Below are 21,648 nucleotides of genomic sequence, written 5' to 3' on the forward strand. Positions count from 1 at the left end.
TGTTGATAGGGTACGCTACGGCGTACCCAATTAAACAGAATATTCACAATAATTAGCAGCATTTATTATGGCTAGAAATAATGATAAAAATACAGTACAGAGGTTCAACCAGATCTCTATAGGTTTAGCTTCTCCAGAGTCTATCCTCGCGGAATCTCGTGGTGAAGTACTTAAACCGGAAACCATCAACTACCGTACGCACAAGCCAGAGCGTGACGGATTGTTCTGTGAGCGTATTTTTGGTCCTGTAAAGGATTATGAGTGTGCCTGTGGAAAGTACAAGAGAATCCGCTATAAGGGGATCGTTTGTGACCGTTGTGGTGTAGAGGTTACCGAGAAAAAGGTGCGTAGAGATCGCGTTGGTCACATTAACCTTGTGGTACCTGTAGCTCATATCTGGTATTTCCGTTCATTACCTAACAAAATTGGTTATTTGTTAGGACTTCCTTCCAAGAAACTGGACATGATCATCTACTACGAGAGATATGTAGTGATCCAACCGGGTAATGCGAAGGACGAAGACGGAAAACCATTGAAGAAAATGGACTTCCTTACTGAAGAAGAATATCTGAACATTTTAGATGAACTTCCTCAGGAGAATCAATATTTAGAAGACAGCGACCCAAATAAATTCATCGCGAAAATGGGTGCTGAATGTCTTATCGAGATCCTTAAGAGAATCGATCTTGATGAGCTTTCTTATGAATTAAGACATAAAGCTAACAATGAAACTTCCAAGCAACGTAAAACTGAGGCACTTAAGCGTCTTCAGGTTGTAGAAGCTTTCCGTGATGCAAACGCTAACCGCGAGAACCTTCCTGAATGGATGATCATGAAGGTGGTTCCTGTGATTCCGCCAGAATTGAGACCATTGGTTCCTCTTGATGGTGGACGTTTCGCTACTTCAGACCTTAACGATCTTTACCGCCGTGTAATTATCCGTAACAACCGTCTGAAGCGTTTAATGGAGATCAAAGCTCCTGAAGTGATCCTGCGAAACGAAAAACGTATGCTTCAGGAATCTGTAGATTCATTGTTCGATAATACAAGAAAATCATCAGCGGTTAAAACTGACTCTAACCGTCCGCTTAAATCACTTTCAGATTCATTGAAAGGTAAGCAGGGACGTTTCCGTCAGAACCTGCTTGGTAAACGTGTCGATTATTCTGCGCGTTCGGTGATTGTTGTAGGACCAGAATTGAAGATGTTCGAGTGCGGTCTTCCAAAGAATATGGCAGCAGAGCTTTACAAGCCTTTCATCATCAGAAAACTGATAGAAAGAGGTATCGTAAAGACCGTGAAGTCAGCTAAAAAGATCATCGATAAAAAAGAACCTGTAGTTTGGGACATACTGGAGAATGTATTGAAAGGACATCCGGTATTATTGAACCGTGCCCCCACACTTCACCGTTTGGGTATCCAGGCATTCCAGCCTAAACTTATTGAAGGTAAAGCGATTCAGCTTCACCCACTTGCGTGTACTGCATTCAACGCCGACTTTGACGGTGACCAGATGGCGGTTCACTTACCACTTGGGCCAGAAGCTATTCTTGAAGCACAGCTATTGATGCTTGCTTCTCATAACATTCTGAATCCTGCAAACGGTTCGCCAATTACAGTACCATCGCAGGATATGGTTCTTGGTCTTTATTATATGACCAAGCATAAGAAATCTACTGATGATGAGCCTGTAAAAGGTGAAGGACTTACTTTCTATTCTGCTGAAGAGCTTATTATAGCATACAACCAGAAGAGAGTAGATCTTAACGCAGGTATTAAGATCAGGACTAAAGATTATAACGAAAAAGGTGAACTTGTTTACCAGATCATTGAAACCACTGTAGGTAGAGTTCTATTTAATGAGGCTGTGCCAGAAAAAGCTGGTTATATCAATGAGGTACTGACTAAGAAATCACTTCGTGAGATTATTGGTAAGATCCTTAAGATTACAAGTGTACCTGAAACTTCTGAATTCCTTGACGAGATCAAGCAATTGGGTTATGGATTTGCATTCCGTGGAGGCCTTTCCTTCAGTCTGGGTGATATTATCATTCCTGAAGAAAAGCAAACCATGATCGATGAAGCTAACGAGCAGGTTGAAGGTATCATTGGTAATTATAACATGGGTCTTATTACCAATAATGAGCGTTATAACCAGGTGATCGATATCTGGACTTCTACCAACGCCGGTCTGACCGAATTGGCTATGAAGAGAATCCGCGAAGACAAACAAGGATTCAACTCAGTATATATGATGCTTGATTCAGGAGCTCGTGGTTCTAAAGAGCAGATCCGTCAGCTTACCGGTATGCGTGGTCTTATGGCCAAGCCTAAGAAATCTAATTCTGGTGGAGGTGAAATTATCGAGAACCCAATTCTTTCTAACTTTAAGGAAGGTCTTTCGATTCTTGAATACTTTATCTCTACTCACGGTGCGCGTAAAGGTCTTGCCGATACCGCTCTTAAAACGGCAGATGCCGGTTACTTAACCCGTCGTCTTGTTGATGTTTCTCAGGATGTGATTGTAAATGAAGATGACTGTGGAACTCTTAGAGGTGTCGAAGTTAGACCCCTTAAGAAGAATGAAGAGATCGTTGAATCTCTTGGTGAAAGAATTCTGGGACGTATTGCATTAAATGATGTATATGATCCTTCTACTGAAGAATTACTGGTAGGAGCCAATGAGGAAATCACCGAAGAGATCGTTGAGAAAATAGATGAAGCGCCAATCGAGAGTGTGGAAGTACGTTCTCCTCTTACTTGTGAGGCTAAAAAAGGTATCTGTATCAAGTGTTACGGTCGTAACCTGGCAACGAACAAGATCGTTCAGACAGGTGAGGCGGTAGGTGTTGTAGCAGCTCAGTCAATTGGCGAGCCTGGTACACAGCTTACACTACGTACCTTCCACGTGGGTGGTATTGCAGGTAACATTTCAGAAGAAAATAAACTTGAAGCTAAGTTCAACGGTATTGCCGAGATCGAAGACCTTAAGGTTGTGAAGGGAGAAGCTCCTGATGGAGGTACAGCAGATATTGTTATTTCCCGTACAGCTGAAGTTAAGATCAAGGATAAGAAAACCGGAGTTGTTTTAAGTAATAATAACATTCCATACGGTGCCCAGATCAATATTGGAGATGGTGCTGAAGTCTCTAAAGGAGACGTGATCTGTACATGGGATCCATATAACGGTGTGATCATTTCTGAATTCGCCGGTAAGATCAAGTACGAAAACGTTGAACAGGGTGTAACTTATCAGGTTGAGATCGATGAGCAGACAGGATTCCAGGAAAAAGTAATTTCTGAATCTCGTAATAAGAAACTTATCCCAACCCTTCATATTCTAGGTAAGAAAGATGAAGTGATACGTTCTTACAACCTGCCAGTAGGTGCTCACCTAATGGTAGACAATGAAGAAAAGATCGGTGTTGGTAAGATTTTGGTTAAGATTCCACGTAAATCTTCTAAAGCAGGGGATATTACAGGTGGTCTACCTAGGGTGACCGAGCTTTTCGAAGCACGTAACCCATCTAACCCTGCGGTTGTATCTGAAATTGATGGTGTTGTATCATTCGGTAAGATCAAGCGTGGTAACCGTGAGATCATCGTAGAATCTAAACTTGGAGAGGTTAAGAAATATCTTGTTAAGCTTTCTAACCAGATCCTTGTTCAGGAGAATGACTACGTGAGAGCTGGTATGCCACTTTCTGATGGTTCTATCACTCCAGAAGATATCTTGAATATCAAAGGTCCTAACGCCGTACAGCAGTACCTTGTGAACGAAGTTCAGGAAGTATACCGACTACAGGGTGTGAAGATCAACGATAAGCACTTCGAGGTTGTGGTACGTCAGATGATGCGTAAGGTTCAGATCGTAGATCCGGGAGATACTATCTTCTTAGAGAATCAGTTGGTTCACAAAGATGATTTCATCGATGAGAACAATAAGCTGTTCGGAATGAAGGTGATCGAAGATGCCGGAGATTCTGAAAACCTTAAGCCAGGAAAAATTATCACTCCAAGAGAACTTAGAGACGAGAACTCTATTCTTAGAAGAGAAGATAAGAACCTTGCAACTGCTAGAGACGTAGTTCCTGCGACTGCAAATCCTGTTCTTCAGGGTATCACCAGAGCATCGTTGCAAACCAAGTCGTTCATCTCGGCTGCTTCCTTCCAGGAAACAACCAAAGTACTGAATGAGGCTGCGGTTAGCGGTAAGATCGATGAACTTGAAGGATTGAAGGAAAATGTAATTGTAGGTCACAAGATCCCTGCAGGTACAGGTATGAGAAAATACGATAGCATCATCGTTGGTTCTAAAGAAGAATTTGACGAAATGCTTGAGAGAAAACAGGAAGTTAACTATAACTAATTCCTGGTAATATTTAGAAAAAAGGCTCGCAATCGCGGGCCTTTTTTTATTTATCCCGATATTTGAGATATGAAGGAACACCTTAAAGATCTTTTAGAATACTCACATCATTTCAACACGCTGCTTATCAAAAAGTTTAATGATGGTGACCTGCATCTGGCCATCCCTGAAAGCACATTAAGATTGTTTTCTCATATTCTGAATGCTCAGAAGATCTGGAATTTCAGGATCGAGGGAGATGATCAGAAAGTGGATGTTTGGAAGGTTTATCATAAAGAAGACCTGATGGAAATTGAGAATGAGAATTTTGAAAGATCAGTTAGTATTTGTGAAAGATCAGATTTGAACAAAAAGATTTCTTATACAAACTCCAAAGGAGAGCAGTACCAAAACTCAATTCACGAAATCCTTTTTCATATTGTGAATCATTCTACATATCATCGCGGCCAGATAGCTGCCGAATTAAGGAAAAGCGGCCTCGAACCGGTGGTGTCAGATTATATCTTCTACAAAAGAGAAAACTAGTCTTACTTCCTATATAGGAATATTATAACTAAATTGAATAAAAATTTAATCATGAGCGAAGAGAAAAAAAATAAAAGCGGAAAGATCAATATAGAACTGGATGAGTCTGTTGCTGAAGGTACGTATTCAAACCTGGCTATTATTAACCATTCAGTATCAGAATTTGTAGTGGATTTTGTGAATATCATGCCTGGAAGGCCGAAGAGCAAGGTGAAGTCAAGGATTATTCTTACTCCACAGCACGCAAAGAGGTTGCTGAAGGCTTTAGGTGATAATATTAATAAGTTTGAACAGGATCACGGGGAGATAAGGGATTATGACAAGGCTCCGATCCCACTTAATTTTGGGCCTACTGGTCAGGCATAAAACATAAAATTTTAGCTAAGTTTATATAACATCCCGATATTATTTTGGGATGTTTTATTTTTAGACGGAAATTACCTTGAGGTAATAAAACCTTTCCCATATGAAACTTGAACTTAAAAAATATGTGCTTGAACTGAAGCATACTTTTACCATCTCCCGGGAATCTCACGATACCCAGGATACACTTATTACCTGCCTAAGCATAGACGGTCATACCGGCTATGGAGAGTCTACTTCAAATCCATATTATAAGATCACTTTTGAGAGTATGGAAAAAGAAATTGAAGCAATTCGTGAAGAAATTGAAAATTTTGATTTTAAGGAGCCGGAGGGATTTCATGACTTTTTAGTTTCCAAAGGACTTTCTAATTTCAGTATCTGTGCTTTAGACCTTGCCGCTCATGATCTCTACGGAAAACTACAGGCTAAGCCTTTGTATGAAATATGGGGAACCAGTAATGATCAGTATCCTATTACCAATTTCACCATTGGTCTTGACAGTATTGGTAAAATGGTGGAGAAGATGGAGGAGCAGCCATGGCCTATCTACAAGATAAAACTCGGGACAGATAATGACCTTGAGATTGTAAAGGAATTGAGAAAACATACCGATGCTAAATTCAGAGTAGATGCGAATTGTGCCTGGGAAGCTTCGCAGGCAATTCAATATTGCAGAGAATTAAAAGAACTTGGGGTAGAGTTCATTGAGCAACCTCTTCATGCAGAAGATTGGGAGGGTATGAAAAAACTTCAAAAAGAAGCGGTGCTTCCTCTTATAGCTGATGAAAGCTGTATAGTAGAAGAGGATGTGGATAAATGTGCCGGTTATTTTGATGGAATAAATATCAAACTTACCAAATGCGCGGGGCTAACTCCGGCTCTTAGAATGATCAAAAAAGCTAAAGAGCTTGGTCTTAAAGTGATGGTGGGCTGTATGACAGAAAGTACGGTGGGTATTTCGGCTATCGCCCAGTTACTTCCGCAGCTTGATTATGTGGATATGGATGGTGCTTTATTGTTAAAGAATGATATTGCCGAAGGAGTCGAAATTCGGGAAAATGGAACAGTCATCTTTCCTGAAGAAAATGGTTCAGGAGTAAAATTATTGAAATGAACCATTATCTAGACAAGGCCCCTGATTCCCGAATGATAAATGAGGAGCATGACCTGCTTTATTTTGGAGGAACCTCTTATCTGGGACTACAAACGAATCCGGAGTTTCAGGAACTTCTTTTTAAGAATATTAAGAAGCTGGGCACCAACTGGGGAGCCTCTAGGAAGTCGAATATCAGATTGTCCATATTTGAAGAATTTGAGAAGTATCTTTCTCAAAAAGCAGGCACTCCGGATGGTATGTGTGTTTCTTCCGGTTATATGGCCGGGCAGATGCTGGCCCGATACTTTAGTGAAAAGGGTTATGATTTGCTCTGCGCTCCGAACACGCATCCGGCCCTGATACAAGAGAACAGCAGGTTGTTTCAGGACTATGAAGAACTGGGTGAATTTCTAAGAAAATCAGCAACCTCTTCAGACCAGCATAAATTGGTGCTTTTCCTTGATACGGTAGATTTTTCAGGAATAAATTATCCCGATTTTGATTCCTTAAAAGAACTGCCTCTTGAGGATGTAATCCTGGTTGCCGACGACTCTCATGGATTCGGGTTAATAGGTGAGGATGGCTATGGTATCTATGATCTTTTAAAGGGAATTCATGCCAAGGAATTGATCGTATGTGGCTCTTTAGGTAAGGCGCTGGCAACACCCTGCGGAGTGGTTTTAGGTAATAAAGACAGAATTGAAGGATTTAGAAATATGGATTTTTTCGCCGGTGGTAGTCCGCCATCTCCCGCAGCGCTCAAAACCCTTATGGAAGCTGAAGAAATTTCAAACTCTCAACTCATAAAGCTTCGCGGAAATATTATAACATTCCTTGGATCGGTGACTTCTAAATTTCAAATGATAAAAATGGATCAGCATCCTGTGTTTGGTTATAATAGTGAAGCCCTGACCGAACATTTGTTACAGGCAGGAATTATCACAACTAATTTCAGGTATCCAACCAAAACATCTCCGCTGGTCAGCAAAATTGTTTTAAACGCAGATCACAGCAGGCAGGATATTCTTGAATTGACTGAAGCTATAAATTCCTTTTTTGAAAAGGCCTAGATCAATTGTATTTCTGGAAATAAACCTTAGCTGCCTTCATCACTCTTGGAGCAAGGATAAGCGTTGAGATCATCGTTGGTATGGCCATCAGGGCAAAGAATCCATCGATAAGGTTCAGGATAAAACTTAAAGAGGTTGTTGCCCCTATTATGATACTTAAAATATAGATCCAATTGTAATATTTCTTATTCTCAGCCCCAATCAGGAATGATAAGCATTTTGTTCCGTAGTAGGAGTAAGAAAAAAGGGAAGAGATACTAAACGCAAGGATACAAAGCAAAAGGAGATAATTCCCAACATAAGGGATTGACTTGTCAAATGCCGCGGCCGTGAGGCTCACTCCATTAACATCAGTACTTTGCCAGACCCCAGTCACAAGAATTGCCATTGCGGTAAGAGTACAGACTACTAATGTGTCTATCGCGGGACCTAGCATTGCTATAAGTCCTTCCCTGATAGGTTCAGAGGTCTTACTGGCACCATGGGCCATGGTTGCCGTACCTATACCAGCCTCGTTAGAAAATGCTCCACGTCTTATTCCCAGAAGAATTAATCCGCCCAGCACTCCTCCAAGCAGCGGATCCCCTTTATAGTTATTGGCTGCGAAAGCATCGGTGAATATCAGTGTGAAATATTTTAAAACCTCAGTGTAATTCACAAAAAGAATGATCAATACAGAGATGAAATATAAGGCTACCATGGCGGGAACAAGTTTTGAAACAGTTTTACTTATCCTGTCCAGCCCGCCAATAATTACAATAGTGGTAATAATAGTAAGTACAATCCCAATTACTAGACTTGAGGTAAAACCTGTCTCTATATTATTAGGTTCAAGGAGTATATAATTAATGGCCTGTGTTAACTGGTTCACGTTAAAAACCGGAAGAGCGCCCACCAGTCCGGCAACTGCAAAGAACACAGCCAGAGGCTTCCATTTTCTGCCCAAACCTTCAACTATAAAATACATAACCCCTCCCTGAATTTTTCCTTCAGTATCCTTTCCCCGGTACATAACGGCAAGGCTATTGGTGAAAAATTTCGTGGCCATCCCAACCACAGCACTCACCCATAACCAGAAGATCGCTCCTGGTCCTCCCAGGGCTATTGCCACGGCTACACCTGCAATATTTCCCATACCAACTGTAGAGGAAAGAGCAGTTGAAAGCGCCTGGAAGTGATTTATGTCTCCCGGATCATCGGGATTGTTATATTTTCCGCGGAGTACCTCAACAGAATGCCCCAGGTATCTGAACGGTAGAAATCTTGAATAGATTAGAAGATAAATCCCTCCACCAATGAGAAGGATAACTAATGGTATTCCCCAGACGGCTGAGGCAAAATCTGCAATAAACTGATCGATTTGGGACATAGATTTTATTTGTTCCCGAAAATAATAAATTTTATCAGCCTTTCTGTTAGGTGATGATTTAAATTATATGAATACAATAGTCATGTGGAGCCTGGTTCAGCATATGAAACCATGAAACTAGTTCAGAGCGATAGAAATATAATTTTCAGATTAAAACTCCGATGTAAAATGGAATTTTATAGAAGGATATTTCTGTTGAGTCATTTGTAATGAGAATTGTGAATCAGCAAGAAATACTAACTGGCCCGATTTATCCTTGGCCAGGAATTTAGCTTTCACTCTCTTGAAATCCTTGAACTCCTCGCTTTTTTCATCTTCGGTTTCCACCCAGGTAGCTTTATAAACGTTCAGGTTTTCGTAAGTACATTTGGCACCATATTCATGTTCGAGCCTGTACTGAATCACTTCAAACTGAAGTGCTCCAACCGTACCAATCACCTTTCTTCCATTCATTTCCAGGGTGAATAGCTGTGCCACACCCTCGTCCATCAACTGGTCGATACCTTTTTCAAGCTGCTTTGATTTCATAGGATCGGCATTATTGATATACCTGAAATGTTCCGGAGAGAAACTTGGGATTCCTCGATACATCAGGTTTTCACCCTCGGTAAGGGTGTCACCTATCTTAAAGTTTCCGGTATCATGTAGCCCGACAATATCACCGGGATATGAAACATCCACCACTTCCTTTTTTTCAGCAAAGAAGGCGTTTGGTGAAGAGAACTTCATGTTCTTGTTATTCCTAACATGCAAGTAGTTCTTATTCCTTTCAAACTTTCCTGAAACGATCTTCACAAATGCCAGCCTGTCCCTGTGTTTTGGGTCCATATTGGCATGGATCTTAAACACGAAGCCTGTAAAATCCTTTTCTTCAGGTTTTACCACCCGTACATCACTTTCCTTAGGTCTTGGAGGAGGCGCGATCTTGATGAAACAGTCCAGTAATTCCCTTACTCCAAAATTGTTTAAAGCCGATCCAAAGAAAACAGGCTGCAAGCGTCCTTCCAGGTAAGCTTCTCTGTCAAATTCCGGATAAACTCCCTGGGCAAGTTCAAGTTCATCTCTAAGTGTTTCTGCCGCTTCAGAACCTATAAGTTCATCAAGTTCATTAGTAGAGAGATCATCTATTTCGATAGTCTCTTCGATATCTTTTCGCGGGTCACCGGTAAAAAGGTTTACGTTCTTTTCCCAGATATTGTATATCCCTTTGAAGTCATACCCCATTCCGATTGGGAAACTTAAAGGAGTAACTGTAAGGTTCAGTTTTTGTTCGATTTCGTCTAGTAGCTCAAAAGCATCTTTCCCCTCGCGGTCAAGTTTATTGATGAATACTATCATAGGAATATTTCGCATTCTGCAAACTTCCACGAGTTTTTCCGTTTGTTCCTCAACACCCTTGGCCACATCAATTACAACGATGACACTATCTACAGCAGTAAGCGTTCTGAAAGTATCTTCGGCGAAATCCTTGTGCCCTGGTGTATCCAGAATATTGATCTTGATATCACGGTATTCAAACGCAAGTACCGAGGTTGCAACAGAGATCCCCCTCTGGCGCTCGATCTCCATGAAGTCACTGGTAGCACCCTTCTTAATTTTGTTAGATTTTACCGCACCTGCCTCCTGAATTGCGCCACCAAATAAAAGTAGCTTTTCAGTAAGTGTAGTTTTACCCGCATCTGGGTGAGAAATGATACCAAAGGTTCTTCTTTTATTGATCTCTTTCTGATACTGCTTCATTCTGCTGATATTGGAGCGGCAAAAATACTATTATTTTAAGGAATTTCCTTTTTCATTTTAGAGGCATTTTCAAGGCCAAACTTTTAATTGATAAGTTAATTGGGTATATGCCCAAATTGTAAGATATTTAAAAAAAGTTTTCTCAAGAAATAATGGTTCTCTCCCTACAGAAACTGAAATATGTTTTGATCTGCCCGATGGTTATTCTTCTTTCCTTAACCGCAGTAGGTCAGTATAAAACGGAAGTTCTGGTGAAGGGTTCGTATGCCATTAATATGGGAATAACTCCGCAAACCAGGTACAACGCCCTTAAACCATACGGTCTTATATATGAACTGCTAAGGGAATATCCCATGGAGGTCAAATGGGTGATCAATCCCGACAAGGAAAAAGATGGAGTAGATTTTAGTATTGGTAAAGAGGATTTCCGGTCAGGATCATTTGTGATCCCTGTTTCATACATCACTCAGGAACTTAGAGAGGATATTGAAAAATGGGAAGAAAAAGGAGTGGTTGGAAGTTATTTACCTAAAGATATAAGTCTGCCTGTCTTTACCGATCTCTCTGTAGCTCCAAAATGGACCCTGGATAAACAGAATGGTAAGATCGCTCTGGCTTATTTTGAAGCTGCGGGTATTCCCGATTCAGCTTATGGGGGAGACGACAGGGATAACTGGAAGCTGCCCGGTGAACTGGGGGTATGCGATGATATTTTTGTAATGCCTCATGCGGAACCAAAATTTGAAACTCATAAGAACCTTTATTTCTGGAACCGAAAGTTTAAAGGAGCTATCTGGGCCGGATGTCATGCCGGGAGTGAACTGGAGAACCTTTATGGTATGGCTGAAGAGGATGGTAAATCCCAGCTAATCCAGTTGAATTTTCTGTCGGAAGGCTCAGCAGGGGCGAGAACCACCGGACTTATTCCATTTTATGACCACAGGTATGCAACCCCGCCTTATTCCCATGAGCTGCCAGGCGATCCCATCTCTCAGTATATTGGTCGCAGTGATATGGCGATGATCAATGGTTCGGAAAGAATCTTCTATCCAAAGAAAGCGAACCAGTGGAGAAAAGGAACAAGAAAGATCATTGTTGATCATTCGGCTCCTGATGTCCCATCCTTGTCCCACGGCCCCGGTTGTATCTTACTTTACGGGCATGGTTTTGATGATCCAAAGAACGGACTGGTCATGTACCAGGTTTCTCATGATTTTTCGGGCGATGCTCCTCCAAATATCGCTGCGATAAGAGCTTTTTTGAATTGGAGTTTTTATGCGGCAGAGATCAAAAGAAAGGAGAATATCATTCAATTTCAGAATATAAGGGGAGATAAGATATTCGCGGCCAGGGTAGGGGATGACCTTGCCAGGAAACTCAATCTGGATCCTATTTTGTTCGATCTTGATAAGGCCGAAATAAAACCGAAAGCGGCTAAGCAGTTGGATGAGATAGCCGCCTATATGATTGAATATCCTGAACTTTTGATAGACATACGATCCCATACCGATAGCCGGGCCGATGATAAATATAACATTGAACTTTCTCAGAAGAGAGTGCAGGTTACCAGAGATTATTTGATAAATATGGGCGTAGATGGAGCCAGGATCTCCGGAAGAGGCTATGGGGAAACCGAACTGGTGAATAATTGCCGAAAATAGTGTTCCGTGTTCGGAAGCTTCCCATGAAATGAACCGCAGATCTGAATTCATACTCTCTATTAACTGTGAGCTCTATTCCGGTAAACTAAAACTTTAGGAATTGCTTAATCAGCTTCCCTGTGATAGAAATTACCGTTTTTGTACATTTGGGCTTCAAACAAAAAAATGGCAGAGGAAAAAGTAATTTTAGTGAACGAAAAGGACGAGCAGATAGGTCTTATGGAAAAGATCGAAGCTCATGAAAAAGCGCTGCTTCACAGGGCCTTTTCGGTATTTGTCTTTAACAGGCATAATGAATTGATGATCCAGCAACGAGCCTTTTCCAAATATCATTCTCCAGGACTTTGGACCAACACCTGTTGTAGTCATCAGCGGGAAGGGGAGACCAATATTGAAGCGGGAAAACGAAGGCTTATGGAAGAAATGGGTTTTACTACAGATTTGAAGGACACTATTTCCTTCATTTATAAGGCTCCATTTGATAACGGGCTTACCGAACATGAATTTGATCATATCCTGGTAGGGAAATTTGATGGGGAACCTGATTTGAATCCAGATGAGGTGGCCGCATGGAAGTGGGTTTCTCTTGAAGATCTTAAGAAGGATATGAAAAAAAATCCGCATATTTATACTGAATGGTTCAAGATCATTTTTGACAAGTATTATTCAACTATTCAGCAATGAAAATAACCGTACATAGAAAAGCTCATTTTAACGCTGCACACCGCCTATTCAGAAAAGAATGGAGCGATGAACGCAATCTTGAGGTGTTTGGAAAATGCAGTAACCCCAATTATCATGGTCATAATTATGAGCTTATTGTGTCGGTGACCGGGGAGCCCAATCCTGAGACGGGTTTTGTCATGGACCTTAAGATACTCAAGGAATTAATTTACAGAGAGGTTGAAGAGTCTTTTGATCATAAAAACCTTAATCTGGAGGTTCCTGAATTTAAGGATCTTAACCCAACTGCTGAAAATATTGTGGTGGTGATCTGGAATAAACTTCGAAATAAGATCAGGGAAGATCACGACCTGGAAGTTACGCTTTATGAAACACCAAGAAATTTCGTGAGCTATAAAGGGGAATAATATGGAGGTAGGAGAGAAGGTTCCTGATATCACACTTAGCGATCAGAATGGAGAGGATTTTAGTTTTGAACAACTCGTTGGGGAAAAGTCATTTGTAGTCTATTTCTATCCCAAAAATTTTACTCCGGGCTGTACAAAGGAAGCCTGTAGCTTCAGGGACAGCTATCAAGATTTTAAGGAACTGGGTGCCGAGGTTATCGGGATAAGCGCCGATTCACAAGAGTCTCATTCTAAATTTGCAGATAAGTACAACCTGCCTTATATCTTTCTTTCTGACGAGGATAAGAAGGCGAGGGAGGCCTTTGGGGTAAAACCAAACCTGCTTGGCCTTCTACCGGGACGGGAAACATTTGTATTTGATAAGAGCGGGAAACTGCTTCATAAATTCAACAGCATGAATGCCGGGAGACATATGCCAGAAGCTTTGACTGTCCTCGAAAAAAATCAGAATTAATTTTTATTTAAAAGCATTTTCATATTAAAAAATAGCTTAAATTCGCAGCCGAAATTTATTGAAAATGGCGAGTAAAAGACTATTGAAGAAAGATGTGAATTATGTGTTTGCCGATATCATCGATGCCGCATATATTCATCAAATGGCTCATCCAAAAGAAGATCCGGCAAAGTCGGAAGCAATCGTAGATGAGGCAATTAGCGATTATGACGAAATTATCACAAAGATCAATCGTCGTGATGTTGAGAATAAAAAGAAACATTTTACTGAAATTCAGGCTGAACTTGAAACTAAGGCGAATGCTTTAGTTGAAAAGATAAATGCCCTGTAATTCATAAGTTGCCGATGTAGCTCAGCTGGCTAGAGCAGCTGATTTGTAATCAGCAGGTCGTGGGTTCGAGTCCCTCCATCGGCTCTGTATAAAAGCCTCTCCGAAAGGAGGGGCTTTTTATATTTTTTTGGGGGGTGTATGAAACAAGAAATAAAAAAGGAGCCAATTGGCTCCTTTTTTAAAATATTATGCTTGAAAAGAATTTACGAATTATCTTCTACTGATTGCTCTTCTACTTTTTCTTCAAGTTTTTCCTGCTTTCTGCGCTCCTCTAGAAAATCCTTCAGTTGTTTTCCGTACATGGACTTTCTTACTTTTGGTTTTAAGGAAGAATAGATAGTATCCAGGTATTTTATGTTCGCGTCAAATACTTCTGAAAGTGCGAGATATGGTGCGATCTCAAGATCCTTGTTATTAATAGCGAAGTTAACGGTATAAAGGTATTTTCTTCTTAGTAGTCGGTCATACTTCTTATCGATTTCCATCAATTTCTCTTCATCTTCCGCTTTTTCGGCTTCAAAACTTTCCTTTATCAGGTCAAGATTCTGGTCGTTGAACCTGCCGATCATCTTTCGGTATTCCATAAGCTTCTCCTGGTTTGCAGAACCAACGATTTTTGCATCGGTCTCAAATTTCTCCAAACTTGTGTTTATGGTTACCTGGCCCTCATCAGCAAAGAAATCTATACGGTCATCAAAACGATTATTATCTACTTTTTCAAGGTAGAGGTACATCATTTGAGGGCTTTCTATATAAGCCTCTAATGTAAATGTCGGATCCCCGTTAACTACCATGGAGTCCACATTCACCATTAAGGTGTCTTCGATCTTTTGCAGGTATAAAGTCCCTTTCTTAAGGCCTTTTACTTTACCACTTACAATAAGATTGCTTTCTTTTTCAGAACAGGCTGCTAAGCCGATCAAAACCACTAAAAGAAGAGCTAATTTTTTCATTTGTTGTATTCAGATTTTAGGAGCGCAAATATCTTATATTTTTCTATTTAATACTAACTGCCGGCAGCGATTTGCATTAAAATTGTACACAGAATTGCGCCATAGGTTCCTACTACATATCCAAACACTGCAAGGAGCACACCAACTGTTGCTAAAGAAGGATGAAAAGCTGCAGCCACCACAGGTGCAGAAGCGGCTCCTCCAACATTGGCCTGGCTTCCCACGGCTAAAAAGAAATAAGGTGCTTTTATCAATTTGGCAGTAGTTATTAGAACGATCACATGAATAAGTATCCAAACCAGGCCTATTGCGATAAGTCCTGGGTTGTCAAAAACCATAGTAAGATCCATTTTCATACCAATGGTAGCGACCAGAATATAAATAAAGATACTACCCAGTTTACTGGCACCTGCTCCTTCGTATGATTTGAACTTTGTAAAAGAAAGCATAATACCTATTGCAGTTGCAATAGTGATCATCCAGAAAAACTGGGATGAAAAAGAGGATAAGGCACTTTTTGAATCATTGAAAACTTCAAAATTATCCAGTAGGTAGGCCGACATACCATCGGCTCCCCAGTGGGCGATACCCACCCCGCCAAAAGCCAGGGCAAGCATGATCATAAAATCGGGAAGTTTAGGTATTCTGGTTACACTTTCGGCATAATTGCTCACTTTTACTTTTAGATCCTCAATAGCTGAATTATCTGCTTTCAGCCAGTTATCTATAGAGTTGTTCTTTCCAATTCCCATAAGGATAATGGCCATCCATAGGTTGGCAACCACAATATCCACTAGTACCATCCCTCCGTAAAGATCGGGATTGTATTCGTAGATCTCCAGCATGGCAGCCTGATTGGCACCGCCGCCTATCCAGCTCCCGGCGATTGTGGATAATCCTCTCCAGATCGCATCGGGACCAACTCCACCAACTGTCTCTGGAGAAATAGCAGATATGATTAGTATCGCAATAGGGCCTCCGAGTACAATGCCGATGGTACCTGCAAAAAACATGATAAGAGCTTTGGGGCCTAAATTAAATATTGCCTTAAGGTCTATACTAAGTGTCATGAGAATTAATGCTGCCGGAAGAAGATATCTACTTGCTACAAAATATAATTGCGAGGTTTCGTCATCAATCAGCCCTAGGGAATTAAATATAGCCGGAATAAGATAGCACATTAGTAGTGCGGGAACAACAGCATAGAATTTCTTCCAGAAGCCGTCTTTTTGTGATGAGGTATAAAAAACAAAGCCCAGGGCGAGCATTAATAAACCAAATACGATAGCATCGTTGGTGAACAAGGTTGTATTTTCCATATAATTCAGACTAGATTGGCCGGCAAAATACAATTTTTATTGAATCCTGCTATGAGAAGGTTCTTTTCTTAAATTTTTAATATTTCTTTGATGCTTTTGGCTACGCCATCTTCCTTTCCCGGAGTAGTGACCATATGTGCTACTTCCAGAACCTCAGGTTTGGCATTACCTACCGCGATGCCCATTCCCACGCCTTTCAGCATTTCAATATCATTGTAATTATCTCCAAAAGCCATAGTCTGAGAAAGAGGAAGTTTGAAATGATTATCAAGTAAGTGTTCTACTGCCGTAAGTTTTGAAATTGACCTCGGAGCTATTTCGAGATAGGAAGGTTTTGAACGGTAAAGATGAAGCTCGTTCGGGAAATTATCTTCCAGAAAATCCCTGATGGAATCTATCTTTTCCTCATCGCCCATCGCCATTATCTTATGAGCTCCTTTATCCTCTTCCTGCCATTTATTTATAACCTCCTGGTTAATCTTTAATTCCGGTTGTACCTTGGTGTTATTGATTTCTCTTTGCGTCCAGAAATCATCTCTCGGAGCATACCATTCGTCATTATGAAAAAGACTTAAATGTACATCATGCTCACCATTGAAATCGTGCAGTTCTTCAAGGATATGAATTGGAATTTCTGTAGAGCTTACTGGTTTATCATCTACCAGTATAAGTCCACCGTTATAGCTTATAAGGGGGAGGTGGGTAATGTCCATTTTCTCCTGTAAATGTCGCATTGCGGCCGGCATTCTGGAAGAGATAAGGATGAACGGGATATCTCCGTTTAATTTTTTTATGGTTTGAATTGTATAATCTGAAAGGTCTCTCTCGGCATTAAGTAAGGTGCCGTCTATATCTGAAAAAATAATCTTAAACATTAATCTTCTTGCTTTTTTGATTTAGGGTGTCTTTTGGCTTCTTTTAAACTTTTGTTCAGCATCCACTCAATCTGTCCATTGGTACTTCTGAATTCATCAGCAGCCCATTTTTCGATGGCTTTGAGCATCTCTTCGTCGACTCTTAAGGCGAATGCTTTCTTCTTGCCCATAATTTATTCAACTTCTTTGATGAATTCAGTGATTACCGGTATCAGTTCCGGATGTAATGGCTGGTTAGGTTCATTATAAGATTTGGTGTTTACAAGCCTGTCTTCGCTTTCTATCTTTCGGAAGATATGGTTCATATTTTCAATGATCACAAGCTGTGCATCTTCGTTCGCGTTCTTCAACATTTCAGCCTCTTTTATTTCTACCTGAATATCTGCTGAACCATTTATGATAAGCACAGGAATATCCAATTTGGCTATTTCCTTTGCGGGATCGTAGCTCATCCAGCTTTGCATAAAGGGTTGAATCGAAGGTTTGAACATGGATTCCAGCATGGGACTATAGTTGGTGGTCCTGCCATTTTCTCTAATTTCATCGAAGGCCACTCTGGCATTTTCCGCGAGGGGAGGCGCCATTTTCTGAACCTGCTCAACGATAATATTGTCTATGGGTTGGCCTGCTCCGGCTAAAGAGATAAAAGCGTCTGCCAGATCTTCAGATACCAGTATGCCCACCAATGAGCCCTGACTGTGCCCTGCTACTATGAGATTGTCAAAACGGTCGCTTTCATCAAAATATTTTAAGATATCCTTTGTGTCTTTAACGAAATCATTAAACCGGAGATCTTTCTCCTTTATTTTGAGTTCGTTCATTTTAAAGATCCGCTTATCGAAGCGGAAGGAAGCTATACCATTTTCAGCCAGTTGATGGGCTATTTTTTTTATCCCGTCATTTTTCATCATAGGCTGATTTCCATTCCTGTCGGTTGGGCCTGAACCCTGTATAAAGATCACCAGGCTCTGGGCTTCGGTAGAATTGGGAGTAGTAAGGCTTCCTTCAATAGCCTGATTTATTTGCAGCTCTTCTTCAATAAATTTTGATTCCTGGGCTTTACCCAGTTGAAAAAAGATCAACAATAGACCTGCAACAAAATAACTTTTCATTTTAATCAGTTTTCTCATGATATCTTTTAATTACTTTTTCGGCTTCCGACGGTTTTTTGGTGCCAATCAGGAATCTTTCTCCATCCTTTGTTATTATTTGTATCCCCATATTTCCTGAAACATTGTAAGCCTTAGCCTTATTGAAACCTCTAATTCCCCAACCACCATATTCCATAAGTGGTTTATATTTTCGAACATACACCTTGCTAATATCATTCCATTTATAAGAGCGTTTAAAAATACCATACGGTTCAAACTTAGTGCTTATACCAGCTTTATCAATCCTGGTATGAAGCCTGGTGATCCAAAACATCCCTGCAATGAAGAATAACGGGATAAAGCTTAGGTATTTCCAGTTTGTTACAGGGAATTCGCTTAAATCTCTAAAAAAGGCAATACCGGTCCCAATCAAAGTAGTGCTAAGAATAAGCAATAACCACCATTGCCTGAATGCCTGTTCTTCTTCAAAGACTCGCATTTTAATGGTTTAAGGTTCCCGCATTCACCACTGGAGTAGCATCTCTGTCCCCGCATAACACAACCATAAGATTACTCACCATGGCGGCCCTTCTTTCTTCATCAAGGTTGACCACTTCCTTTTTACTGAGTTCATCTAATGCCATTTCAACCATACTAACGGCCCCTTCAACTATCTTGTGCCTGGCCGCCACTATTGCGGTTGCCTGTTGTCTTTTAAGCATGGCGCTTGCAATTTCATTAGCATAGGCCAGATAACCTATACGAGCTTCAAGTACTTCTATTCCAGCGATATTCAGTCTTTCTTCGAGTTCTTTTTCTAGAGCATCGCTTACTTCATTAACACTGGATCTAAGGGTGATATCTTCATCAAGGCCCTCGTCTGCAAAATTATCATATGGATAGAGACTGGCAAGTTTTCTTACTGCTGCATCGGTTTGTACCACCACAAAATTTTCAAAATTATCAACGTCAAAGGAAGCCTTGAATGTATCCATTACGCGCCATACAAGGATAGTGCTGATCATTACCGGATTCCCCAGTTTATCATTTACTTTTAGTCGTTCGCTATCAAAGTTACGCGCCCTTAAAGAGATTTTCTTTTTGGTGTAGAACGGATTTACCCAGAATAGTCCGTTTTCCTTTACAGTTCCCTTATAATCTCCAAATAAAAGCAAAACACGTGATTCATTGGGGTTGACCAGAATTAGACCGAACAGGATAATTATGGCAATGAATGTAGCGATTGCCCAAAGAGGGTTTCCGGTAGTGGCAACAGCTATTATACTTCCTATAAAAAGTATTAGGAAAAGGAATAGCATTAAATAGCCGTTATAAGCTTTAATAGTTTTTTCCTGTGTCATGATTGAAAAGATTATGTGATATTAAAATGATATTATAAATATATTATATTAAAATTTAATAAACTGTATTCTTAACATTAAATTTTTCAAGGCTTGGTTATATTTGTCCAAAACTTAGAGAAATGAGAAAATATTTATTCGTTTTATTTTTTATATCAACTACGGTATCGGGCTTTGCAGCTGACTCGGAATGGGGAAAAACCGGGCATCGTGCCACTGCAGAGATAGCTGAAAAACATCTAACCCAAAAAGCCCGAAAGGCAATTGATAGTCTTCTCGATGGCTACGGGCTGGCCTTTGTTGCTAACTATGCTGACGATATAAAAAGTGATCCGGAATACAGGAAATATGGTCCATGGCATTATGTGAACATTCATCCTGAAGCTGAAAAATATATCGTGGAAGAGGCTAGTGAAAGTGGAGATCTTGTCCAGGCTATTAGAAAATGTAAAGAGGTGCTTAGTGATGATAATGCTTCCAGAGCCGAAAAACAGTTTCACTTAAAAATGCTTGTACATTTTATGGGCGATCTTCATCAGCCATTTCATGTAGGGCACGCCTCAGATAAAGGAGGAAACGATATACAGGTTAGGTGGTTTAATGAAGGTTCTAATATACATCGTGTATGGGATAGTGATATGATAGATTTTTATCAGATGAGCTATACCGAGCTGGCTATAAATACCAAAGAGCTTTCTAAAGCACAGGTAAAGTCTATTCAAAAAGGGAAGTTACTGGACTGGGTATATGAATCCAGAGAGATGGCTGAAGAACTTTATGATGGTGTTGAAAGTGGTGACAAGCTGGGATACACATATATGTACCACCATATGCCTACCGTACTTGCTCAGCTTCAGAAAGGCGGGCTTCGTCTTGCTAAAATTCTTAATGAAATCTATTCTTAATAGATTTTCCTGAAGGTTAAATTGATCCTGGGACCGACTCTTTTTTTGGTTTTTGGTAACTGATGTTTCCAGAACTGTTGAGTGGTTCCTTTCATAATTAAAAGGCTGCCATGTTGCAGCCTTATTTTATGCAGGGCAGTTTTGTTGGTTTTGTGTTTTAGATGAAAAATCCTTTCAGCTCCGAAACTAACCGAAGCAATCACCGGACGTGGTCCCAGTTCCTTCTCATCATCAGCATGCCATCCCATACTGTCAGCTCCATTCCTGTATAGATTCGCAAGGCAGACATTAAAATGGGTTTCGGCATATTTTTCACACTTTTCTTTTATTTCAATCAGTTCGTTATTAAAAGCTTCAGGTTTCATCTCGAGCCCTGAATAGGTATAGTTTTTACCTGTTTCTCCATGGAATGAGGTTAGCCTGGGTTGTAAGATTTCCTTTCCGAACAGCTTTATTTTGTCCTGCTTCCAGTTTAGCGAATGCATTAACTTTTCAAGAAAATGATCACTTTTTTCAATACTGAAAAAGTCAGCATAATAAATCAGGGAGGCATCCTGTAATCGTATTACTTCTTGCTCCATGCCTAGTATTTTAAATAATACCAGGCCCAGTACATGAGAAGAAATTGTAAGGGAATTCTTGCTATAAGTAACCATTTGGGTAGTCCGGCTCCTGCTTTTTCGGAAGAGAGCATATAAAAGTGAACCAATAGAAATACAAGTAACATTAGTATGATTCCAAATATTCCGAGGTTTTTGGTGGCGGGAATGCAAATAAGTATCCCAAGAAGAATTTCAGCCTCTCCACTTAAATGCACCAATAGCCTATGCTTAGGGAGATATCGAGGCATTATTCTCATATATAATTTAGGTTTTAAAAAATGGAAAATACCCGCAATTATGTACATAAGCGCCATTAAATAAAGATGCCAGGGATAGATCATTGAAAAATTAATTTTTCTGAATATACTACAATTTTCCTTCTAACTAAATGTGAGTAAAATTTATGTTCATATTAAATAAATGTTGTGTAAGTCCTTTAAATAGAGTAATTTTCAACCGCCTAAATCTAA

The 21,648-nt window shown here is 40.2% G+C and carries 22 protein-coding genes and 1 tRNA gene; 12 read left to right on the plus strand and 11 right to left on the minus strand.

The window, feature by feature from the left end:
• The first annotated feature begins 67 nt into the window (after positions 1-67).
• The 5 genes from rpoC (at position 68) to NE848_RS01770 (ending at position 7,426) form a co-directional block, all read left to right on the plus strand.
• Positions 68-4,369 carry a DNA-directed RNA polymerase subunit beta' gene (gene rpoC / locus NE848_RS01750; RefSeq protein WP_252110485.1) on the plus strand — a complete coding sequence of 1,434 codons (4,302 nt, stop codon included), beginning with the start codon at positions 68-70 and terminating at the stop codon, positions 4,367-4,369.
• A gap of 69 nt (positions 4,370-4,438) precedes the next feature.
• Entirely contained in the window at positions 4,439-4,894 is a 456-nt protein-coding gene (locus tag NE848_RS01755; RefSeq protein WP_252110486.1) for a DinB family protein, read from the plus strand.
• A gap of 51 nt (positions 4,895-4,945) precedes the next feature.
• Positions 4,946-5,260: a DUF3467 domain-containing protein gene (locus tag NE848_RS01760; RefSeq protein WP_252110487.1), complete on the plus strand. Its 315-nt coding sequence runs from the start codon at positions 4,946-4,948 to the stop codon at positions 5,258-5,260.
• A 100-nt stretch (positions 5,261-5,360) separates the two neighbouring features.
• Positions 5,361-6,374: a dipeptide epimerase gene (locus NE848_RS01765; RefSeq protein WP_252110488.1), complete on the plus strand. Its 1,014-nt coding sequence runs from the start codon at positions 5,361-5,363 to the stop codon at positions 6,372-6,374.
• Positions 6,371-7,426: an aminotransferase class I/II-fold pyridoxal phosphate-dependent enzyme gene (locus tag NE848_RS01770; RefSeq protein ID WP_252110489.1), complete on the plus strand. Its 1,056-nt coding sequence runs from the start codon at positions 6,371-6,373 to the stop codon at positions 7,424-7,426. Before NE848_RS01765 ends, NE848_RS01770 begins: the two co-directional genes overlap by 4 nt.
• A 1-nt stretch (position 7,427) precedes the next feature.
• On the opposite strand, the gene NE848_RS01775 is transcribed toward NE848_RS01770, so the two are convergent.
• Positions 7,428-8,795 (minus strand): alanine/glycine:cation symporter family protein, encoded by a 1,368-nt coding sequence (locus NE848_RS01775; protein ID WP_252110490.1) that lies wholly within the window; start codon positions 8,793-8,795, stop codon positions 7,428-7,430.
• A 150-nt stretch (positions 8,796-8,945) separates the two neighbouring features.
• On the minus strand, positions 8,946-10,535 hold the full coding sequence (locus NE848_RS01780; RefSeq protein ID WP_252110491.1) for a peptide chain release factor 3: 1,590 nt from the start codon (positions 10,533-10,535) through the stop codon (positions 8,946-8,948).
• A 152-nt stretch (positions 10,536-10,687) separates the two neighbouring features.
• Here NE848_RS01780 and NE848_RS01785 point away from each other — a divergent pair, with 152 nt between their 5' ends.
• The 6 genes from NE848_RS01785 to NE848_RS01810 all read left to right on the plus strand — a co-directional run bounded on the left by NE848_RS01785 (position 10,688) and on the right by NE848_RS01810 (position 14,156).
• Positions 10,688-12,196 (plus strand): OmpA family protein, encoded by a 1,509-nt coding sequence (locus tag NE848_RS01785; RefSeq protein WP_252110492.1) that lies wholly within the window; start codon positions 10,688-10,690, stop codon positions 12,194-12,196.
• A gap of 165 nt (positions 12,197-12,361) precedes the next feature.
• Positions 12,362-12,880 (plus strand): isopentenyl-diphosphate Delta-isomerase, encoded by a 519-nt coding sequence (gene idi, locus NE848_RS01790; RefSeq protein WP_252110493.1) that lies wholly within the window; start codon positions 12,362-12,364, stop codon positions 12,878-12,880.
• Entirely contained in the window at positions 12,877-13,287 is a 411-nt protein-coding gene (locus tag NE848_RS01795; RefSeq protein WP_252110494.1) for a 6-pyruvoyl trahydropterin synthase family protein, read from the plus strand. Before idi ends, NE848_RS01795 begins: the two co-directional genes overlap by 4 nt.
• Position 13,288: 1 nt before the next feature.
• The gene (locus tag NE848_RS01800; RefSeq protein WP_252110495.1) at positions 13,289-13,741 is read left to right on the plus strand and encodes a peroxiredoxin; all 453 of its coding nucleotides are present in this window, start codon (positions 13,289-13,291) and stop codon (positions 13,739-13,741) included.
• Between the two features lie 64 nt (positions 13,742-13,805).
• Complete coding sequence (locus tag NE848_RS01805; protein ID WP_252110496.1) at positions 13,806-14,072, plus strand: hypothetical protein; 267 nt, start codon at positions 13,806-13,808, stop codon at positions 14,070-14,072.
• Between the two features lie 10 nt (positions 14,073-14,082).
• Positions 14,083-14,156 (plus strand) — tRNA-Thr (locus NE848_RS01810).
• A gap of 119 nt (positions 14,157-14,275) precedes the next feature.
• Here NE848_RS01810 and NE848_RS01815 read toward each other — a convergent pair.
• From NE848_RS01815 to NE848_RS01845, 7 genes are all read right to left on the minus strand, one after another.
• On the minus strand, positions 14,276-15,025 hold the full coding sequence (locus tag NE848_RS01815) for a DUF4369 domain-containing protein (protein ID WP_252110497.1): 750 nt from the start codon (positions 15,023-15,025) through the stop codon (positions 14,276-14,278).
• 53 nt (positions 15,026-15,078) lie between these two features.
• Positions 15,079-16,344 carry a DUF819 family protein gene (locus tag NE848_RS01820; RefSeq protein WP_252110498.1) on the minus strand — a complete coding sequence of 422 codons (1,266 nt, stop codon included), beginning with the start codon at positions 16,342-16,344 and terminating at the stop codon, positions 15,079-15,081.
• A 68-nt stretch (positions 16,345-16,412) separates the two neighbouring features.
• On the minus strand, positions 16,413-17,219 hold the full coding sequence (locus NE848_RS01825) for an HAD family hydrolase (RefSeq protein ID WP_252110499.1): 807 nt from the start codon (positions 17,217-17,219) through the stop codon (positions 16,413-16,415).
• Positions 17,219-17,389, minus strand: coding sequence for a type II toxin-antitoxin system antitoxin (locus NE848_RS01830; protein WP_252110500.1), 171 nt, complete (start codon positions 17,387-17,389; stop codon positions 17,219-17,221). The genes NE848_RS01825 and NE848_RS01830 overlap by 1 nt, the downstream gene beginning before the upstream one ends.
• Before the next feature lie 3 nt (positions 17,390-17,392).
• A complete protein-coding gene (locus NE848_RS01835; RefSeq protein ID WP_252110501.1) occupies positions 17,393-18,331 on the minus strand; it encodes an alpha/beta hydrolase family protein in 939 nt (312 codons plus the stop codon).
• 1 nt (position 18,332) lies between these two features.
• A complete protein-coding gene (locus tag NE848_RS01840) occupies positions 18,333-18,809 on the minus strand; it encodes a hypothetical protein (RefSeq protein ID WP_252110502.1) in 477 nt (158 codons plus the stop codon).
• 1 nt (position 18,810) lies between these two features.
• Positions 18,811-19,671 carry an SPFH domain-containing protein gene (locus tag NE848_RS01845; RefSeq protein WP_252110503.1) on the minus strand — a complete coding sequence of 287 codons (861 nt, stop codon included), beginning with the start codon at positions 19,669-19,671 and terminating at the stop codon, positions 18,811-18,813.
• 122 nt (positions 19,672-19,793) lie between these two features.
• Here NE848_RS01845 and NE848_RS01850 point away from each other — a divergent pair, with 122 nt between their 5' ends.
• Positions 19,794-20,576: a S1/P1 nuclease gene (locus NE848_RS01850; protein ID WP_252110504.1), complete on the plus strand. Its 783-nt coding sequence runs from the start codon at positions 19,794-19,796 to the stop codon at positions 20,574-20,576.
• On the opposite strand, the gene NE848_RS01855 is transcribed toward NE848_RS01850, so the two are convergent.
• The gene (locus tag NE848_RS01855) at positions 20,573-21,157 is read right to left on the minus strand and encodes an alpha-ketoglutarate-dependent dioxygenase AlkB family protein (RefSeq protein WP_252110505.1); all 585 of its coding nucleotides are present in this window, start codon (positions 21,155-21,157) and stop codon (positions 20,573-20,575) included. The genes NE848_RS01850 and NE848_RS01855 overlap by 4 nt on opposite strands.
• 2 nt (positions 21,158-21,159) lie before the next feature.
• On the minus strand, positions 21,160-21,519 hold the full coding sequence (locus NE848_RS01860) for a DoxX family protein (RefSeq protein ID WP_252110506.1): 360 nt from the start codon (positions 21,517-21,519) through the stop codon (positions 21,160-21,162).
• Between the last annotated feature and the right edge of the window lie 129 nt (positions 21,520-21,648).

The organism is Gramella jeungdoensis, from assembly GCF_023805255.1.
In the GTDB taxonomy this organism is placed as follows: domain Bacteria; phylum Bacteroidota; class Bacteroidia; order Flavobacteriales; family Flavobacteriaceae; genus Christiangramia; species Christiangramia jeungdoensis.

Bases quoted from the DNA above. Each gene is read 5' to 3' on its own strand.
- NE848_RS01820 (WP_252110498.1), bottom strand. From the start codon at position 16,344: ATGGAAAATACAACCTTGTTCACCAACGATGCTATCGTATTTGGTTTA.
- NE848_RS01785 (WP_252110492.1), top strand. From the start codon at position 10,688: ATGGTTCTCTCCCTACAGAAACTGAAATATGTTTTGATCTGCCCGATG.
- NE848_RS01855 (WP_252110505.1), bottom strand. From the start codon at position 21,157: ATGGAGCAAGAAGTAATACGATTACAGGATGCCTCCCTGATTTATTAT.
- NE848_RS01770 (WP_252110489.1), top strand. From the start codon at position 6,371: ATGAACCATTATCTAGACAAGGCCCCTGATTCCCGAATGATAAATGAG.
- NE848_RS01775 (WP_252110490.1), bottom strand. From the start codon at position 8,795: ATGTCCCAAATCGATCAGTTTATTGCAGATTTTGCCTCAGCCGTCTGG.
- NE848_RS01760 (WP_252110487.1), top strand. From the start codon at position 4,946: ATGAGCGAAGAGAAAAAAAATAAAAGCGGAAAGATCAATATAGAACTG.
- NE848_RS01805 (WP_252110496.1), top strand. From the start codon at position 13,806: ATGGCGAGTAAAAGACTATTGAAGAAAGATGTGAATTATGTGTTTGCC.
- NE848_RS01800 (WP_252110495.1), top strand. From the start codon at position 13,289: ATGGAGGTAGGAGAGAAGGTTCCTGATATCACACTTAGCGATCAGAAT.
- NE848_RS01795 (WP_252110494.1), top strand. From the start codon at position 12,877: ATGAAAATAACCGTACATAGAAAAGCTCATTTTAACGCTGCACACCGC.
- NE848_RS01850 (WP_252110504.1), top strand. From the start codon at position 19,794: ATGAGAAAATATTTATTCGTTTTATTTTTTATATCAACTACGGTATCG.
- NE848_RS01860 (WP_252110506.1), bottom strand. From the start codon at position 21,519: ATGATCTATCCCTGGCATCTTTATTTAATGGCGCTTATGTACATAATT.
- NE848_RS01765 (WP_252110488.1), top strand. From the start codon at position 5,361: ATGAAACTTGAACTTAAAAAATATGTGCTTGAACTGAAGCATACTTTT.
- NE848_RS01780 (WP_252110491.1), bottom strand. From the start codon at position 10,535: ATGAAGCAGTATCAGAAAGAGATCAATAAAAGAAGAACCTTTGGTATC.
- NE848_RS01840 (WP_252110502.1), bottom strand. From the start codon at position 18,809: ATGCGAGTCTTTGAAGAAGAACAGGCATTCAGGCAATGGTGGTTATTG.
- NE848_RS01825 (WP_252110499.1), bottom strand. From the start codon at position 17,219: ATGTTTAAGATTATTTTTTCAGATATAGACGGCACCTTACTTAATGCC.
- NE848_RS01835 (WP_252110501.1), bottom strand. From the start codon at position 18,331: ATGAAAAGTTATTTTGTTGCAGGTCTATTGTTGATCTTTTTTCAACTG.
- NE848_RS01815 (WP_252110497.1), bottom strand. From the start codon at position 15,025: ATGAAAAAATTAGCTCTTCTTTTAGTGGTTTTGATCGGCTTAGCAGCC.
- rpoC (WP_252110485.1), top strand. From the start codon at position 68: ATGGCTAGAAATAATGATAAAAATACAGTACAGAGGTTCAACCAGATC.
- NE848_RS01755 (WP_252110486.1), top strand. From the start codon at position 4,439: ATGAAGGAACACCTTAAAGATCTTTTAGAATACTCACATCATTTCAAC.
- NE848_RS01830 (WP_252110500.1), bottom strand. From the start codon at position 17,389: ATGGGCAAGAAGAAAGCATTCGCCTTAAGAGTCGACGAAGAGATGCTC.
- NE848_RS01845 (WP_252110503.1), bottom strand. From the start codon at position 19,671: ATGACACAGGAAAAAACTATTAAAGCTTATAACGGCTATTTAATGCTA.
- idi (WP_252110493.1), top strand. From the start codon at position 12,362: ATGGCAGAGGAAAAAGTAATTTTAGTGAACGAAAAGGACGAGCAGATA.